Raw genomic sequence first — 18315 nt, 5'->3', positions numbered from 1 at the left:
CCTCCAGAATCGCTGGTTTCTCGTCCTGCCCCTCCTGGACAGACCTATGCCCCGACCCCATAACCAGCCTGCACCAAAAATGTGACGCAGTTCACGAAATATACACCCGATTTGCCAGAATTGCTCATTTTTTAAGCAACACCGGGGAGACGGATATTACGCCGCAAATGACGGCGGCGTGATGACAAAGTCCGCAGAAATTTATTGAACTATCTAGTTCAGAAAAAGATCGGGCAGCAGCGGTGCGCCGGGCTGATAGGCGTAGCGGTCAAAGTCGTGGACACCCGCTTCGTGCAATACGTCTTCGTCGATGGCAAACCGGCCGGTGCACTGCCGCGAGGGCTGGACCAGCAAAGCGTGTGCGGCATCGGCGACGATCTCAGGCCGGCGACATTGTTCCGGCTTTACGCCATCGATCATCGCGATGGCAGCCGTTGCGATTACCGTGCGCGGCCACAATGCATTCACCGCAATACCCAGCGGAGCAAGCTCCGCACTCATCCCCAGCACGCACAAGCTCATGCCGTACTTGGCGATCGTGTAGGCGGTGTGCGGTGCAAACCATTTCGGGTCGAGGTTCGGCGGCGGTGCCAGCATCAGCACATGCGGATTGCTGGCCTTCTTCAAATGCGGCAAACAGGCCTGAGTCACCATGAAGGTGCCGCGCGTATTGACCTGATGCATCAGGTCGAAGCGTTTCATCGGCGTACCTTCAGTGCCGGCGAGCCAGATCGCGCTGGCGTTGTTGATCAGGATATCGATGCCACCAAAACGCTCCACGGCCTGCGCGACCGCCGCGTGCACTTCCTCTTCCTCGCGAATATCCACCTTCAGCGCCAGCGCCTTGCCACCCGCGGCCTCCACCTCGGCCGCCGCGGTATGAATGGTGCCGGGCAGCCTGGGGTTCGGCACACCACTCTTGGCGGCGATCACCACGTTGGCGCCGTCCCGCGCCGCGCGCAGTGCGATGGCCAAGCCGATGCCGCGCGAAGCGCCGGTAATAAAGAGCGTCTTTCCAGCCAGGTTGCTCATCATGGATTCCACCAGGGATGTTCCGAGCATTCTAGGCTTTCTGAAAACGCGGCAGGATGTCTCGCAATGTTGCAAGCCGATGTATCGGGTCGGTCATTTCCAGCAACTGCTGCTGTTCATCACCCGCAAGCGGCAACAGCTCGGCGAGACGGAAGCCGAGCCAGCCGGCATCGTCATACAGGTCGCGCGGCGCATGCCGCCAGTGCGGGCCCATGGTTTCGACCAGGCGCTCCAGAATCGTCTGTAACAGCGCGAACTCTACCGGCACCTGCTGTGTTACTTCGTCGGGCCACACCTGCACTTCGCCGCGCAGCAAACCATCCGAACGCACACGAGTACGCAATACGCGGAAGCGTTCGCCCCCCTCGGTCGCGATACCCAGCAGGCCATCTTCCCGGTTATGGAAGTCGATGATGCGCGCCAGGGTCCCAACCGCGGCGGGAAGCGCCGGTGCACCCGCCTCGGCGCCCTCCAGAATCAGGCAGACCCCAAAAGCTGAACCCGTGCGCGTGCATTCGCGGACCAGATCCAGGTAGCGCGGTTCAAAAATGCGCAATTGCAGTTGCCCGCCCGGATAAAGCACCGTATTGAGCGGGAACAAGGGCACTTCGCTAACAGGGATCCGGGCAGCCATGCAGGCATGATAAAGCCTGTCACTGGACGGCCGACACCCGCTCGCGGCAGAGTGCGTCGGTCGACACAAGGGGTAAAGCAAGGATGTCTGTTTCCAATCTGGCCGCTGCGCCAACCGGCACGATGCCTATTTCCGAAACCACCGCATCCACCGTGCTACAGGTTCGCGGGCTCGAAAAATCCTTCAAGCAGCGACAGGTGCTCAAGGCGCTGGACTGGTCCGTGCCCGGCGGACGTGTGATCGGCCTGCTCGGCCGCAACGGCGCCGGCAAAACCACCCTGCTGCGTTGCCTGTTGGGACTCTCGCCGATCGACGGTGGAACGATCGAACTGTTCGGACAGCCGATGATCGAGCCCGGCGGCGAGCGCATGCATCGCATTGGCTTCGTGCCACAGACCTTCGACCTGTTTCCGTGGATGAAGGTACGCGCCTATCTCGATTTTACCGCAGCATTTTACGAGCGTTGGGATAACGCGTTAGTCGATCGCCTGTTGTCCAGCTGGGAACTGGATGCAAAGCAGAAGATCGGCGAGCTCTCGCAAGGCCAGCGCCAGAAACTGGCGATCGTCCGCGCCATCGCGCCCGATCCCGACCTGTTGGTGCTGGACGAACCTGTCGCCAGTCTCGACCCGCAAGCACGCCGCGCGTTCATGAGCGAGTTGCTGACGCTGATGCGCGTACCCGGCAAGACGGTGATTTTCTCCACTCACATCACCGCCGATCTGGAACGCGCCGAGGCGGATATCGCCTTGCTGCGCGATGGATGTATCCAGTTCACGCGTCCGCTGGCGGAACTTCGCGAACGCATGAAACGCGTCGTGTTCCATCGCGTCAGTGGCTGGCCCTACCCACCGGTCGTCGCCGGCGCACTGAAAACCCATGTGCAGGGAGATCAGGCTGTCTTGCTGGTGGAAGATCCTGTGATGGAAAGCCTGCATGCCTTGGCTGCACGCGAAAACGCTGGCCTGCGCATCGAAACGCCCACGCTGGAAGATTTGTTCGTGGAGTTGGCATGAAAGCCTGGTGGCAACTTTTGCTGCAGTTGTTTCTGCGCATGCCGGTCTTGGTGTTGATAGCTTGCGGCCTATGGGTGGCTGCGTTGTATTTCGCCGTACAGTGGCTGCACGGCGAACCACGCATTGGCACGTTAGCGGTAGCGCTATTTAGTATTGCCACCTGGGCATGGCACATCGGCCAGGGACAAAACCTTCGCGGCTTGTGCGTTCCGGAGAGCTTCCTGCTGCCGCGTTTTCGGCAACGTCTGCTTGAATACGGCGCCATCGATGCTGTGCTCTGGGTACTGCTGCCACTGCTGTTGGCCGTACTGCTACAACTGCCGCACATCCTATTGATCGCCAGCGGACTTTTGCTGATCGCAACGCTTGGACTGATCATGGGCTGCAACCCGCGCGCAAGCCTATTTATCTGGCCGGCCTTCATCGTGCTTGGCTGGGCGCCCGCATTGGTTTCGCAGGTGATCAAAGTGGCTATCGATTCGCCGCTTACGCCACTGCTGATACTCGCGGTGACAGCGTTGCTGCTCAAACTCAGCATCACGCCACTGCTTCGTATCGAAGATCGCGAAACGGGTCAATCGCCGATGGAAAGCACCGGTCTCGATCGAGGCCAGATGCGAAGTGCTCCCGGCGAGCCTTCACGGAGGGGGAACTTTGCGAAACGCATTCTGGAGCTCTATGACCAGACAGCGCAGCGCACGATGCAGCGTGCGCTGAATGCGTACAAGCTTCATCCCAGCGTTACGCGGCGGATGGTGCTGGTGCGCCGTCTGTTGCTACCCCACGACAATCCAGAGGCGATTGCACTGCGTATCGTCCTGGTGGCGGTGTTCGTTTGCTTCTACGTCTTCGCCGTGATGCATCGCCAGCATTTCGAACCGCAGATCATTGGCGCGTATGCAGTCATGCTGAGCATTTCGCGATTCCCGCAGTTGAGTGTCGGGCTGATTCGCATGCGGCCCAACATGGCTGACCTCTATCTCACGCTGGCGCCTGAAACCCGCGCCGAATACCAGAAGACGGTCTCGGATGCACTGCTGGTGCTGATTCCCATCAGCATGCTCACCGCGCTGGTCTATACCTCGCTGGGCATCGTGCTGGTGCATGCGGCGGATCCCTGGCACATGCTGTTCGTGGCCGCCGTGGTTTCCGCATCAGCCAGCTTGGCTGCGCTTGCGCTGCACCTGATCGGCCCGGAAGGCAAAACGGGACGCACTATCGCCAACCTCGTGGTGGTGATGGGCGTGATGGCCGTGTACTGGGGCGGCTACTGGCTGGTCGGCACGGCGGGCTATCTGATCGGCGGCAGCGTGCTCGCCGTGATCACGCTGAGCTTCGGTTTCGGCGTTTGGTTTGCCGCGCAGCGCGAATACCAGCAACGCTCGCCACGTTTCGATGCGCCGATGGGTTAGCGCGCTGTGTCGTCCAGCGCAGCAACGAAGCGGCGCGGTGCATTCTCGAAGCCGCCGTTGGACATGAACACCACATGGTCACCCGGGCGCGTCTGCGCCTTAAGTGCGGCCAACAGCGCATCGACGGTGGGTGCCGTGCCGGCGCGGCCATCCAACGCATCAGTGACGCGCTTGGCATCCCATGGCAACTCCGGACGATGCAAAAACACCACGGCATCTGCGTCGTTCAATGAAGGCGCCAGTCCCGCAGCGTGCGCCCCAAGCCGCATGGAATTGGAGCGCGGCTCCAACGCGACCAGAATGCGCGCCTTGCCGACCTTGGCGCGCAAACCGGCCAAGGTCGTCGCGATCGCGGTGGGATGATGTGCGAAGTCGTCATAGACGCGCACACCACCGATGTCACCCACCAGTTCCATGCGACGCTTGACGCTTTCGAAGCTCGCGAAGGCTGGCAGCAGTGTACGCGGATCAGCACCCGCGGCGGTTGCAGCCGCCAGCGCGGCAAGCGCATTCATCACGTTGTGATCGCCGAGCAGAGACCAACGCACTTCGCCGATCGATTCACCGTTGTGCCGCACACTGAAATGCGAGCCATCCGCGACGATTAACGTCGCTTGCCAATCACCTTTGCCGATACCGAAGGTTTCCACCGGCGTCCAGCATCCCATCGCGAGCACTTCGGCGAGATAGGCATCGTGTGCATTGACGATCAACCGGCCATTGCCGGGCACAGTACGCACCAGATGATGGAACTGGCGCTGGATGGCAGCCACGTCGGGGAAGATATCCGCGTGGTCGTATTCCAGATTGTTGAGGATCGCGATGCGCGGTCGGTAATGCACGAACTTCGAGCGTTTATCGAAGAACGCGCTGTCGTACTCATCGGCCTCGATCACGAAATGCCGTCCCTGCCCCAGGCGCGCAGAGATACCGAAATTGCCCGGCACGCCGCCGATGAGAAAGCCCGGATCAAGTCTCGCGCTATCGAGCAGATGCGCCAGCAAACTGGTCGTCGTGGTCTTGCCATGCGTGCCGGCCACGGCCAGCACTTCGCGATCGGCCAGCAGCCGCTCGCCCAGCCATTGCGGACCGGATATGTAGCGCAAGCGCTGATCGAGCATGTACTCGACCGCGGGATTGCCGCGCACCATCGCATTGCCAACCACGACAAGATCCGGCGCAGGCTGCAGATACTCTGCCTTGTAGCCTTGCATCAACTCGATGCCGAGCGATTCGAGCTGTGTGCTCATCGGCGGGTAGACGTTGGCGTCTGAGCCCTCTACGGTCTCACCGAGTTCGCGCGCCAGTGCGGCAACGCCGCCCATGAAGGTGCCGCAGATGCCGAGGATATGAAGACGCATGCAATGTCCAAGTATTCAGGCCCCCTCTCCCCTCTGGAGAGAGGGCTGGGGTGAGGGGTCAATCTTGCGATAAGGCGAAGTCTTTCGTTCGAAAGTTGCGGAATGTCTTCGCGATGAACATGGAGACCATGGCCAGTGCAGCCCCTCACCCCAACCCTCTCCCCGGAGGGGAGAGGGAGAAAAGCAAATCAGCCGTTAGCCGCTGCCGCCTCGTTCGACAGCGCACGCTTCACGCGCGCCGTCACATCATCCAGCTCGCCCACGCCATCGACCACCTGCAGCTTGCCGCGGCGGATATAAAAATCGGCAACGGGCGCGGTCTGCTCTGCGTAGACCTTAAGACGGTCGCGAACGACCGCCGGATCATCGTCCTTGCGATGTTCCGCGGCAAAACGGATCTCGCAACGCTTGATGATGATCTCGTTCGGCACTTCGAGCTTCACCACCGCATCCAACGGCTGCCCGATCTTGGTGAGCAGGTGATCCAGCGCATCGGCCTGCGCTAGGTTGCGCGGATAGCCGTCGAGGATGAAGCCGGACTTGGCGTCAGCTTCGGCCAGACGCTCTTCCAGCATGCCAAGCAGGATGTCGTCCGACACCAGCCGGCCCGCGTCCATCACCTCTTTGGCCTTCAGGCCAAGCGGGGTACCGGCTTTGACGGCGGCACGCAGCATGTCGCCGGTCGAGATGTGCGGCACGCCCAGTTCGGCCCTGAGCCGGGCTGCCTGGGTACCCTTGCCCGAACCGGGCGCACCAAGGAGGACAAGTCGCATAGAACTCCACGAGATCCGCGTTCTGCCGCACACTGCGACAGTTCCACGGATACTTAAATGAATAGGGATCAAGGTAACGTCTGCAGGGGGTGCCGTCAAACCGCGCATCGCTCGAATTTTGGCCAAGTCCCTGATATCTATGCCATCTACGATTGAAGCCATCCTGTCACATGTGTTCTGAAAATCGCCCGGAGAATGCCTGATGAAACCCAAAGCCCGCCCTGCCACCGGCCGCCTGCTGTACGCCCAGTCCGGCGGCGTGACTGCCGTGATCAACGCGACGGCGGCTGGCGTGATCCAGAAGGCGCGCGCCCACGGCATCAAAGTCTATGCCGCACGCAACGGCATCCTGGGTGCGCTGCGTGAAGATCTGATCGACACCAGCAAGGAAAACGCCGCCGCGATCGAAGCCCTGCGGCACACCCCGGGGGGCGCCTTCGGCTCGTGCCGGTACAAGCTGAAATCGCTGGAAGCGAACCGTGCCGAATACGAGCGGCTGATCGACGTATTGCGCGCACACGACATTCGCTGGTTTCTCTACAACGGCGGCAACGATTCGGCCGATACCGCACTGAAAATTTCGCAACTGGGCAAGGCGACGGGCTACGACATCCGCTGCATCGGCGTGCCCAAGACGGTGGATAACGATCTCGCCGTCACCGATTGCTGCCCCGGCTTCGGCTCGGTGGCGAAGTACACGGCTGTCTCCACGCTGGAGGCCAGCCTGGATGTGGCGTCGATGGCTGATACCTCGACCAAGGTTTTCATTCTGGAGGTAATGGGGCGCCACGCCGGCTGGATCGCCGCGGCCTCAGGCCTCGCCGGCGAGGGCGCGGACGCGCCGCCGCACATCATCCTGTTCCCGGAGCGCGTGTTCGACGAAGCCGCCTTCCTCGCCAAGGTGAAGGCCACAGTGGAACGCGTGGGCTGGTGCACCGTGGTGGCTTCTGAAGGCATCCGCAATGCCGAAGGCCAGTTCCTGGCGGAAGCCGGGACGCGCGATGCCTTCGGCCACGCACAGCTCGGTGGCGTGGCGCCGGTGCTCGCCGCGCTCGTGAAGGAAAAGCTCGGCTATAAATACCACTGGGCTTTGCCTGATTATTTGCAGCGCTCAGCCCGCCACATGGCTTCCAAGGCGGATGCGGATCAGGCTTATGCCGTGGGCAAAGCCGCCGTCGAATACGCGCTTGCCGATAAGAACGCCGTAATGCCGGTGATTGTGCGGACCTCCGATGCGCCGTATCGCTGGAAAATCGAGCCCGCCCCGCTGGACAAGATCGCCAATCGAGAAAAGAAGATGCCAGCGGGCTTTCTGACCCGCGATGGCTTCGGCATCACGGCAGCCGCACGCAAATATCTGGCACCGTTGATTCAAGGCGAGGCACCACTGCCCTATGGGCGAGATGGCTTGCCGAAGTATGTGCAATTAAAGAATGTGGCGGTGGCGAAGAAGCTTCCTGATTTCGCGCACTGAGCCTGTCTGAAGCCGCTCAACTCTTGCCAACAAGCTTTTCCAGAACCCAAATCGAAGCACCTGCCATCCCGGCGAAAGCCGGGATCCAGTCAAAACACGATGTGCGAAGCGCTCTACACAGAATGATGTTGTGTCCTTTGGACGCGCATTTCACTGGATCCCGGCCTTCGCCGGGATGACGGCCACGCGAGACCTTGCCAACGCGCCCGATTGAGGATCGCGGGTAGGGCCGCAAGCATCGTGCCGCTGCGGCGCACAACGTTCCATCACACATCCTCTGCCTATACTCGACCCGAACCGCCATGTCTGGGCGGTCGACACCATTCGAGGGAGGCACCGATGCTGCAGCAGTATGGCTTGTGGATCGCGTTGGCTTGCGCGGTCGTGGCGATTTTGTACGGGGCATTTTCAGTACGTTGGGTACTGGCCCAGTCGGCGGGCAATGAGCGTATGCAAGAGATTGCCGCCGCGATTCAGGAAGGCGCACGCGCTTATCTGAACCGACAGTACCGCACGATCGCATTGGTAGGTGTTGTACTGCTGATCATTATCGGCTTTGCACTGGACTGGGGCACGGCGATCGGTTTCGCGATCGGTGCCATTCTGTCGGGTGCCACTGGCTACATCGGCATGAATGTTTCGGTACGCGCCAATGTGCGTACGGCCGAAGCGGCACGCAATGGCTTGGCCTCCGCGTTGAATGTCGCGTTTCGTGGCGGTGCGATCACCGGCATGCTGGTGGTGGGTCTGGCCTTGCTGGGCGTCGCGGGCTACTACGCGGTGCTCACTCACTTCGGCTACGACACCGAGCGTGCCTTGCATGCGATGGTTGGCCTGGCGTTCGGCTCTTCGTTGATTTCGATCTTCGCTCGCCTCGGCGGTGGCATCTTTACCAAGGGCGCGGACGTCGGCGCGGATCTGGTCGGCAAGGTCGAAGCCGGCATTCCGGAAGATGATCCACGCAACCCGGCCGTCATTGCCGATAACGTCGGCGACAACGTCGGCGACTGTGCCGGCATGGCAGCTGACTTGTTTGAGACTTACGCAGTCACGCTGATTGCCAGCATGCTGCTGGGCGGCGTGCTCGGGGATGAAGCTGGCTCGAACTCAGTGCTGTATCCGCTGTTGCTTGGTGGCGCCTCGATCATCGCCTCGGTGATCGGCACGTTCTTCGTTCGCACCGGTGGTGGCGGCAAGATCATGAACGCGCTGTACAAGGGTGTGGTCGTGTCGGGCATCCTCGCGGCGCTGGCGTTCTGGCCGATTACTTCGATACTGATGGCCGATGCCACGCTTGGCGTCACACGTCTGTACGGCAGTGCATTGATCGGTTTGGTGCTGACCGCCGTGATCGTGGTGATTACCGAGTACTACACCGCCACCGAATATGGTCCGGTGCGTCATGTGGCGCAGTCGTCGACCACGGGTCATGCCACCAACATCATTGCCGGCATCGGCGTTTCGATGAAATCGACGGCGCTCCCAGTGCTGGCCGTGTGTGCGGCAATCTGGGGCGCGTTTGCATTGGCGGGGCTGTACGGCATCGCCGTTGCGGCAACCGCCATGCTGTCGATGACGGGGATGATCGTGGCACTCGATGCCTATGGCCCGATCACCGACAACGCTGGCGGCATCGCCGAGATGGCCGAACTGCCGCCGGAAGTGCGCGGTGTCACCGATCCACTGGATGCGGTCGGCAACACCACCAAAGCGGTTACCAAAGGCTATGCGATCGGTTCGGCCGGCCTTGCTGCGCTGGTGCTATTCGCCGATTACACGCATCAGCTGGCGCTGGATCATCCGGGCCACACCTTCACCTTTGATCTTTCCGATCATCGTGTGATCGTGGGCCTATTGATCGGCGGTCTGATTCCGTACCTGTTCGGTGCGATGGCGATGGAAGCCGTCGGCCGCTCGGCGGGCGCGGTGGTGGAAGAAGTACGTCGCCAGTTCCGTGAAATCGCCGGCATCATGCAAGGCACCACCAAGCCTGATTATTCGCGTGCGGTAGACATGCTGACCAAATCGGCGATCAGGGAAATGATGATTCCGTCGCTGCTCCCGGTATTGATCCCGATTCTGGTGGGTTTCCTGCTCGGCCCGGTCGCACTCGGCGGCTTGCTGATCGGCACCATCGTCACCGGTTTGTTCGTCGCCATTTCGATGACGACCGGTGGTGGTGCATGGGACAACGCCAAGAAGTACATCGAGGACGGCAACTTCGGTGGCAAGGGTTCCGATGCGCACAAAGCCGCCGTCACTGGCGATACCGTGGGCGATCCTTATAAAGATACGGCCGGTCCTGCTGTGAATCCGCTGATCAAGATCATCAACATCGTGGCGTTGTTGCTCATTCCGTTGCTCTGAGCACGCACGCTGGGGTCAGGGCTGCAAAGTCAGCCCTGACCCCCTTTCAGCTCTGTGCAACGAGCCGCGGATGACATTGATCTCTTACGCCACACATCCCGCCACCGGATCGCGCCTGAAACCCTCATCCGCGCACTGACTTCCCTCACTGGCATTTTCTCGCCAGATCGGCATGCTTGCCGTTCCACGCGCCCCTCGGCGCACGTTCACCACGGAGTGGAAGCATGCGTCTGAAAACAACGATCCAGCTAGCCGTGACGCTTGCCGTCATAATGAGTGGTATGAGCCAAGCCCATGACACATCCGGCCTCGGCGCGGCAGCGCCCAGCGATGATCCCTACCTCTGGCTGGAAGACATCCATGGCGCACGCGCCATGGACTGGGTGAAAGCCCAGAACGCCGTCACCCAGAAGCAGTTCGCCGACAGCCCGGCCTTCACACAAACACGTGACCGCATTCTGGAAGTGCTCGACTCCGATGCACGCATTCCCTATGTCGAGCGCCGTGGCGACTATCTGTTCAATTTCTGGCGCGACAAGGAACATCCGCGCGGCCTTTGGCGCCGCACCACGCTGGATGAATACCGAAAGCCCGAGCCCAAGTGGGAGGTACTACTGGACATCGATGCGTTGAACAGGGCCGAAGGCAAGCATTGGGTGTTTGAGGGCAGCGATTGCATGAAGCCCGACTACAAGCGCTGCCTGCTCAGCCTGTCGCCGGACGGTGGCGATGCCGTGGAAGTGCGCGAGTTCGACATCCCCAGCAAATCCTTTGTCAAAGATGGCTTCCACTTGACTGTGGCCAAGAGCGAAGCCGGCTGGATCGATGAAAACCATATCTACGTCGGCACCGATTTCGGTCCTGGCTCGATGACCACATCGAGCTATCCGCGCATCGCCAAGGTATGGACGCGCGGCACACCGCTAAGCGCAGCCACCACGGTTTATGAAGGCAAGGCCGATGACCTCGCAGTCAGCGCGACGCACGATCGCACGCTGGGCTTCGAACGCGACTTTGTCGCCGTGGCACACGATTTCTTCCACAGCGACACGTATCAACTCAAGGATGGCAAGCTGATCCATCTGGATGTACCTGCCGACGCGAATGCAGCTGCGCATCGCGAATGGCTGCTGGTACAACTGCGCAGCGCCTGGACTGTCGGCGGCGCCACCTATCCCTCGGGCGCACTGATCGCGACGAAGTACGACGATTTCATGGCCGGCAAGCGGCAATTCGTCACGCTGTTTGCGCCGGATGAACACACCGCACTATCCGGCTATTCCTGGACCCAGCATCACCTGATCCTGGACATCATGGACGACGTAAAAAGCCGATTGGATGTGCTGACGCCGCAACCGGATGGCACATGGGCTCATCAAACCATGCCGGGCGCACCGCAATTCAGCACGGTCGAGGTGATGGATACCGATCCGGACAACAGCGACGAATACTGGCTCAGTGTTACGGGATTCCTCGTTCCCCCGTCGCTCGAACGCGGTGTGCTGGGTGAAGGCGCGGCGCAAATCATCAAACAGAGTCCGGCCTTCTTCGATGCATCCAAGTTCGAAGTCAGCCAGCACTTCGTCACGTCGAAAGACGGCACCAAGGTGCCTTATTTCGAAATCGCACCCAAGCACCTCAAGCTCGATGGCAGCAACCGCACGCTGCTCTATGGTTACGGTGGATTCGAGATATCGCTGCAACCGGCCTACAGCGGCAGCATCGGCCGTGCCTGGCTGGAACGCGGCGGCGTTTACGTGGTCGCCAATATTCGCGGCGGCGGCGAGTACGGCCCTCGCTGGCATCAGGCTGCGTTGCAGGCCAACCGTCTGCGTGCGTATGAAGACTTCGCCGCGGTGGCGGAAGACCTGATCAAGCGTGGCGTCACCTCACCTGCTCACCTGGGAGCGGAAGGTGGCAGCAACGGCGGTCTGTTGATGGGCAACATGCTCACGCTGTACCCGCAACTCTTCGGTGCCATCGCCTGCGAAATACCGCTGCTGGATATGAAGCGCTACATCCACCTCTCCGCTGGCGCATCGTGGATCGCCGAGTATGGCAATCCGGATGATCCCAAGCAGTGGACGTTCATCCAGACGTTCTCGCCATACCAGAACGTCAAACCCGGTGTGAGCTATCCGCCCGTGCTGTTCTACACGACCACCAGCGACGATCGCGTAGGGCCCGTGCAGGCGCGCAAGATGGCGGCCAAAATGCAGGGCATGGGCTACAAAAATGTGTGGTTCTTCGAAAACACGGAAGGTGGCCATGGCGCGGGCGCAGACAACAAGCAGGCAGCGCATATGCACGCCCTTGCTTACGAGTTTCTGTGGGACCGGCTGAAATAAAGCAGGCCGCGGGCGGCGAAGGGTTAGAATAAGTCCTTCGCCGCTTGTCTTTCTGCCACTGTCCGCCATGACCTCGCGCCCACCGATCCGCCCTGAACTTCGCGAGTGGATCCTCTCCACGACCCGCGCCGGCCACAGCGTCGAAGCTGTCCTCCAGCTCATGCAGGAAACCGGCTACGACCCGCGGCAAAGCCGCAGCATCGTCGCCAGCGTGCTCAACATGCCGCTCACTGCGCTCGATGCCCATACGCAAGCACCCAAGGGCCAGCCAGGCCGTCGCACGCGGCATCCCGAAGCTCCGCAGATGACCGTGGAAGGACGCGCGATCGATGTGTCGCTGAGCATCGAATCCCCTGCACTGCGCGTGCTCAATAACCTGCTTTCGGCGGAAGAATGCGAGGCGCTGATCAAGGAAGCCAGTCCTCGCCTGCAACGCGCCAAAACGGTCGACAGTTCCGGCAAACAACAAATCGATGCACGCCGCACGAGCGAAGGCATGTTCTTCACGGTCGGCGAATCACCGCTGGTCAAGCGTATCGAACAACGCATCGCATCGTTGCTCAGCATTCCCGTCGATCATGGCGAAGGTCTGCAGATACTGCACTACCTCCCAGGCCAGCAATACGAGCCGCACTACGACTGGTTCGATCCGGAGCAGCCGGGCTTTGCCGCCATCACGGCCAAAGGCGGCCAACGCATCGCCAGCCTGGTGATGTATCTCAACACACCCGAAGCCGGTGGCGGCACCGCGTTTCCGGAAGTGGGATTGACGGTGACTGCCTTGCGCGGTTCAGCCGTCTATTTCGCCTACGACACCGGCGATCATGCCTCCCTGCACGCAGGGTTGCCTGTGCAGAAGGGTGAAAAGTGGATTGCCACCAAGTGGCTGCGCGAATGGCCATTCCAGATCGCGTCGCGTCGTTAGAGCGATTTTGGATTTCCTATCAACCCTGCTTTGCCGACCAGCGCGCCATGTGCGACAGCGACGCCGACCCAGTTGCGGAAACTGACAGCTGACAAGAAAACCTGCAGGGAGGCTGTGTGAGAGCCACTCTGCAGGCGCGGGAAGTGAGGGAGCATGCCGCCGAAGTCAGCCGGCATATGGGGAGAGCCGGCATATGAGCCCCCGTTTGGGCCCGCGACACACTCAGACTAGGTATTCCGTCCCATTCCCTCCATAGCCAATTGCACGTATTTTCATAAAGCCAATCAAATGATGCTCTGGGCCATTCATCGCCCCCGGCGAATTCGTCGGAGCATCCTCAAGGGTCAGTCAGTTCATTGGAGAGCATGGCGTGTACCTAGAACTCGACGGTCATGGGCCGCTATATGACCAGCTCACACGTGCCCTGAAAGCGTCCATTCTGGAAGGCCGTATCTCGGCGGGCACGCAATTGCCGCCAACACGGGAACTGGCCGACGAACTGGACCTTTCGCGTACCACGGTGCTGGCTGCCTACGAGCAGCTGCGTGCAGAAGGGTTCATCGCCGGACGGGTGGGTTCCGGCAGTTACGTCAGCAAACTGCAAGCTAAGCCCGCTGCCCATCACGCCGAAACGGCGATTCCTGCGCCATCGCGCTACGCCGAGCGCGCACGCGCGGTGCGCAACTGGAACATACCGCGCATCCACCGCGGCGTGCGTTACAACCTGCAGTACGGCAACCCGCTGGTCAATCCTGCGCTCAACAATGCCTGGGGCCGTGAGTTGGCGCGCGCTGCCGCATACACCCCATTGCACATCAACGACGTGTCCGGCCTGGCTGCTTTGCGCCAGCAGACCTGTGATTACCTCGCCCGCCGCCGCGGTGTGCGAGCCGATCCGGATGACGTGATGATCGTCAGCGGTACGCAACAAGCCATCGAACTCACTACACGCGTATTGCTAAACGAGGCAGATCGCGTGGTACTGGAGGAACCGCATTATTTCGGTGCACATCAGGCGCTGGTCGCGCACGGCGCGGCGGTGGTTGCCGTGCGCGCGGACCAGAATGGTCTGGTCTGCGACGAATTGCCGGAGCAGTCGCCACGTCTGATTTATGTCACACCTTCCCACCAGTTTCCCTCCGGCTCCATTCTTTCCCTGCAACGCAGAAAAGCCTTGCTGTGCTATGCAGAACGACACCAGTGCTGGATCCTGGAAGACGATTACGACGGCGAATTCAGTTACGAATCGCATCCGATGCCCGCGCTTCGATCGCTGGATGAAGGTGATCGCGTCATCTATGTCGGTACGTTTTCAAAGGTGATGTTTGGCGGGTTGCGACTCGCTTACATGGTGCTACCGGCGGCCTTGCGACAAGATTTTCGTAATGCCAAATACCTCAGCGACATGGCCTGTCCCGTGATCGAACAGGCCGCTCTCGCACACTTCATGGAGGACGGCGGTTTCGAGCGCCACCTGCGCTTGGCGCGCAAGGAACTGAAACTTCGCCGCGACGCACTGATCGCCGGACTGAAGGAGCACGCGCGCGATCGCGTCGAGTTGACCGATACGCCAGCCGGCATGCACGTGGTTGTCTGGCTGCGCGATTACGACGCGGCGAAGTGCGAAGCATTGATCGGCCATGCGCACGACAAGGGCCTTGGCTTATATCCAGTGGCGCCGCTTTATCTGGATACACCGCCCCGGCCGGGATTGATGCTTGGCTACTGTGGCGCGTCGGTGACGGAGCTGCGCGAGGCGATGCAGCTTTTCGGCGAATGCCTGGATCATTTTGAATCGCACTGAGACGCCTTCCCCCACGTTCCTGCCCAAGGCCTCGGGCGGGAAGCGCCGCCCTCCCGGACGCCATAAAAGGCCGGAAAAGCCCGTCTTGGTGCGCCGCGGCAAGCTTTGCCGTATGCTGAGCGGCTTTCCCCGCTTTGGTTACACGTAAGGAGTGCCCCATGGGCCTGGATCTGGTTAGCGCCGGCCGCGACGTGCCGAACGAAATCAACGTCGTCATCGAAATCCCCAAGGATGCCGAGCCCGTCAAGTATGAAGTGGACAAGGCCAGCGGCGCGATTTTCGTCGACCGCATCCTCTCCACCCCCATGCGCTACCCCTGCAACTACGGCTACGTGCCGGGCACGTTGGGTGGCGACGGCGATCCGCTGGACGCGCTGGTGATCCTGCCGCTGCCGCTGGTGCCGGGCTCGGTGATCCGCTGCCATCCGGTCGGCATGCTGAAGATGACTGACGAAGCCGGCAGCGATGAGAAGCTGGTGGTGATTCCGTCGCCGAAAATCTTCCCCGGCTACGCCCACATCAACGACATCAAAGGTGTCTCCGGCCACTGGCTGGAACGCATCGGCCACTTCTTCGAGCACTACAAGGATCTGGAGAAGGGTAAGTGGGTGAAAGTCGAAGGCTGGGTTGGCGCTGAAGAAGCCAAGGCCGAGATTCTTGCTGGCGTTGAACGTCACAAGCAGCACAAAGACTGAGTCTGTCTTGCTCAGCACATTAGGAACGGCGCATCACCTCGGGTGATGCGCCGTTTCTTTTTTGGTCTTAGCTATAAGTCAAACCATGCCTCACCGTCGTCCCGGCGAAGGCCGGGACCCAGTGACTTTCCTACACCAAAGACGCTGGGTCCCGGCCTTCGCCGGGACGACGGGCGACTTTACGGCTGGACTAGATCCCAACGCCCAATGGTACGTATCTGTAAAGGCTTCTAAACCACCAACCCGCGCTCCCACGGCGGCACATCGCCAAACTGCTCCGCCATGAAATTCACAAACGCACTCACCCGCAACGGCACCAGCCGCCGCTGCGGCATCACTGCATAAATACCGGTATCGGGAATCGAATACTCCGGCAGTACCACTTGCAGGCGACCGGTACGCAAGTCATCGCACACATGCCAGGTGGAATGCTGCGCAATACCCAAGCCCGCCAGCGCTGCATCGCGCAACAGTTCGCCGAGCGATGATTCAAGCCGCCCGCCGACGCGCACCGTGTGCAGATGCCCCTGCGCATCATGCAAACGCCACACATCCTGACGACCGGCGCTGCCCACCAGCATCACACATTCGTGTGTTGCCAGATCTTCCGGTGTGCGCGGCACGCCATAGCGGCGCAGGTAATCCGGCGACGCGCATAGTACGCGTCGATTGACGGCAAGCTTGCGCGCCACCAACCGGGAGTCGTGCAGCGCCCCAATGCGGATGGCGAGATCGTAGCCGGCGCTGATCAGATCCTGCAGCTCGTCGGTGAGATTGACGCTCAGTCGAATACGCGGATAGCGCGCCATGAAAGCTGGCAACAGCGGTGAGACGTATTGACGTCCAAACGATGCCGATGCGGTCAGGCGCAACGTGCCAGAGACATCCGTAGCGCCCTGGCGCAAGCCGGACGTCAGCGCTTCCAGATCTTCAACCAGCGAACGCCCCTGTTCGGCCAGCGCCAAGCCTTCCGGCGTGGGATGCAGGCGGCGGGTGGTCCGGTGCAGCAGGCGCACCCCCAGATCGTGCTCCAGGCGCTTCAGGCGCTGGCTGGCCACGGCGACCGAAAGATCCAGGCTGCGCGCCGCCGCGCTGATCGAACCCTGGTCCAGCACGCGCATGAACAGGATGAGGTCGCCGACACGATCCATAATTTTCAATATTTCATTGAAAGTGATTAGCGATATTGGTGGTTTTTATAGAATATGCAAGCGCCTAGGCTGTGCCGATCCTCTTTCGACGGAATCCCACCATGCCTGCCTCCCCTGCCCGCTCTATGCCGGTGGCCCTGTACGCCCTGGCTGCCGGCGCCTTCGGCATCGGCACCACCGAATTCGTGATCATGGGCCTGCTGATGCAGGTGGCGGCCGACCTCAAGGTCAGCATCGCGACGGCCGGACTGCTGATTTCGGGCTATGCGCTCGGCGTTTTCGTCGGCGCGCCGATCCTGACCGTGGCGACCAGCCGCATGCCGCGCAAGACCGTGCTGATCGCCCTGATGGCGATCTTCACCATCGGCAACCTGTGCTGCGCGTTGGCACCGAATTACGCCGTGCTGTTACTGGCGCGCGTGATCACGGCCCTCGCTCACGGCACCTTCTTTGGCGTTGGCGCAGTGGTAGCTACCAGCCTGGTGGCGCCGGATCGCCGGGCGTCGGCGATCTCGATCATGTTCACCGGCCTGACCATCGCCACCTTGCTGGGCGTGCCCGCAGGTGCGTGGCTGGGGCTGCATTTCGGCTGGCGTTCCACGTTCTGGGCGGTGGCCGCCATCGGCATCGTTGCCATGATCGTGAACACCGCCCTGGTGCCGGCCGATCACGGCCATGGCAAACCGATTGCGGTGCGCGATGAGTTGCGTGCTATCGCTCAGCCTTCGGTGCTGCTCGGTTTGCTCATGACCGTGTTCGGCTTTGCCGGCGTGTTCACCGTATTCACTTACATCCAGCCCATTCTGACGGAAGTCACCGGCTTCGCGGAAAGTTCTGTATCGCCGATCCTGCTCGTTTTCGGCGTGGGATTGATTGCCGGCAACTTGCTGGGAGGCAAGCTGGCGGATCGCCAACTGATGCCTGCGTTGCTACTCACCTTGGTCGTACTCATCGTGGTGCTTGGCGTGATGACGTTCGCGCTGCATAGCAAAGTGCTTACTGTGCTTTTTGTCGGACTGCTTGGCATCGCCGCGTTTGCTACCGTGCCGCCGCTGCAATTGTGGGTGCTGCATAAGGCCAACGATGCGCAAAGCCTCGCTTCCAGTCTGAATATCGGTGCGTTCAATCTCGGCAATGCGCTGGGTGCGTGGCTGGGCGGCGTGGTGGTGGCGCACGGACCGGGACTCGCTGCGCTGACCTGGGTTGCAGCACTGGTCACGCTTGCCGGATTGCTGGTGGCGCTGTGGGGTCGCCAGCGCGAGAACAACGTCATGCGCCTGCCCGCCGCTATTTGCACCAGCGGCGAATCCTGATCGTCATCGA

The 18315-nt window shown here is 61.0% G+C and carries 14 protein-coding genes; 9 read left to right on the top strand and 5 right to left on the bottom strand.

Annotated elements, in window-relative coordinates; translation table 11 throughout:
• Positions 1-213 precede the first annotated feature (213 nt).
• Together ISN74_RS02115 and ISN74_RS02110 are read right to left on the bottom strand one after the other, a co-directional pair.
• The gene (locus ISN74_RS02115) at positions 214-1032 is read right to left on the bottom strand and encodes an SDR family oxidoreductase (RefSeq protein ID WP_188799458.1); all 819 of its coding nucleotides are present in this window, start codon (positions 1030-1032) and stop codon (positions 214-216) included.
• Positions 1033-1063: 31 nt separating this feature from the next.
• Entirely contained in the window at positions 1064-1666 is a 603-nt protein-coding gene (locus ISN74_RS02110; RefSeq protein WP_188796924.1) for an LON peptidase substrate-binding domain-containing protein, read from the bottom strand.
• Between the two features lie 83 nt (positions 1667-1749).
• On the opposite strand from ISN74_RS02110, the gene ISN74_RS02105 reads away from it, so the two are divergent.
• Both ISN74_RS02105 and ISN74_RS02100 read left to right on the top strand, forming a co-directional pair.
• On the top strand, positions 1750-2682 hold the full coding sequence (locus tag ISN74_RS02105; protein WP_229678948.1) for an ABC transporter ATP-binding protein: 933 nt from the start codon (positions 1750-1752) through the stop codon (positions 2680-2682).
• Positions 2679-4094, top strand: coding sequence for a hypothetical protein (locus tag ISN74_RS02100; protein WP_188796915.1), 1416 nt, complete (start codon positions 2679-2681; stop codon positions 4092-4094). The genes ISN74_RS02105 and ISN74_RS02100 overlap by 4 nt, the downstream gene beginning before the upstream one ends.
• Here ISN74_RS02100 and mpl read toward each other — a convergent pair.
• The gene (gene mpl, locus ISN74_RS02095; RefSeq protein ID WP_188796913.1) at positions 4091-5455 is read right to left on the bottom strand and encodes a UDP-N-acetylmuramate:L-alanyl-gamma-D-glutamyl-meso-diaminopimelate ligase; all 1365 of its coding nucleotides are present in this window, start codon (positions 5453-5455) and stop codon (positions 4091-4093) included. The two genes, ISN74_RS02100 and mpl, sit on opposite strands and share 4 nt — an antisense overlap.
• Before the next feature lie 188 nt (positions 5456-5643).
• Positions 5644-6228, bottom strand: coding sequence for an adenylate kinase (locus tag ISN74_RS02090; RefSeq protein WP_188796911.1), 585 nt, complete (start codon positions 6226-6228; stop codon positions 5644-5646).
• A gap of 202 nt (positions 6229-6430) precedes the next feature.
• Here ISN74_RS02090 and ISN74_RS02085 point away from each other — a divergent pair, with 202 nt between their 5' ends.
• From ISN74_RS02085 to ppa, 6 genes are all read left to right on the top strand, one after another.
• The gene (locus ISN74_RS02085; protein WP_188796908.1) at positions 6431-7702 is read left to right on the top strand and encodes a 6-phosphofructokinase; all 1272 of its coding nucleotides are present in this window, start codon (positions 6431-6433) and stop codon (positions 7700-7702) included.
• A gap of 339 nt (positions 7703-8041) precedes the next feature.
• Complete coding sequence (locus ISN74_RS02080; RefSeq protein ID WP_188796906.1) at positions 8042-10069, top strand: sodium-translocating pyrophosphatase; 2028 nt, start codon at positions 8042-8044, stop codon at positions 10067-10069.
• A gap of 230 nt (positions 10070-10299) precedes the next feature.
• Complete coding sequence (locus tag ISN74_RS02075) at positions 10300-12417, top strand: prolyl oligopeptidase family serine peptidase (RefSeq protein ID WP_425488843.1); 2118 nt, start codon at positions 10300-10302, stop codon at positions 12415-12417.
• A 67-nt stretch (positions 12418-12484) separates the two neighbouring features.
• Positions 12485-13342, top strand: coding sequence for a 2OG-Fe(II) oxygenase (locus tag ISN74_RS02070; protein ID WP_188796902.1), 858 nt, complete (start codon positions 12485-12487; stop codon positions 13340-13342).
• A gap of 370 nt (positions 13343-13712) precedes the next feature.
• Positions 13713-15146 carry a MocR-like pyridoxine biosynthesis transcription factor PdxR gene (gene pdxR, locus ISN74_RS02065; RefSeq protein WP_188796900.1) on the top strand — a complete coding sequence of 478 codons (1434 nt, stop codon included), beginning with the start codon at positions 13713-13715 and terminating at the stop codon, positions 15144-15146.
• A gap of 158 nt (positions 15147-15304) precedes the next feature.
• Positions 15305-15841, top strand: a complete 537-nt coding sequence (ppa, locus tag ISN74_RS02060; RefSeq protein WP_188796898.1) for an inorganic diphosphatase — start codon at positions 15305-15307, stop codon at positions 15839-15841.
• Between the two features lie 230 nt (positions 15842-16071).
• Here ppa and ISN74_RS02055 read toward each other — a convergent pair whose 3' ends face one another.
• Complete coding sequence (locus ISN74_RS02055) at positions 16072-16992, bottom strand: LysR family transcriptional regulator (protein ID WP_188796896.1); 921 nt, start codon at positions 16990-16992, stop codon at positions 16072-16074.
• Positions 16993-17093: 101 nt separating this feature from the next.
• On the opposite strand from ISN74_RS02055, the gene ISN74_RS02050 reads away from it, so the two are divergent.
• Positions 17094-18305 (top strand): MFS transporter, encoded by a 1212-nt coding sequence (locus tag ISN74_RS02050; protein ID WP_229678945.1) that lies wholly within the window; start codon positions 17094-17096, stop codon positions 18303-18305.
• The last annotated feature ends 10 nt before the right edge of the window (positions 18306-18315 follow it).

Origin of the sequence: Dyella caseinilytica, from assembly GCF_016865235.1 — a bacterium.
In the GTDB taxonomy this organism is placed as follows: Bacteria; Pseudomonadota; Gammaproteobacteria; order Xanthomonadales; family Rhodanobacteraceae; genus Dyella_B; species Dyella_B caseinilytica.
This window is presented reverse-complemented; position numbering and strand designations above follow the sequence as displayed.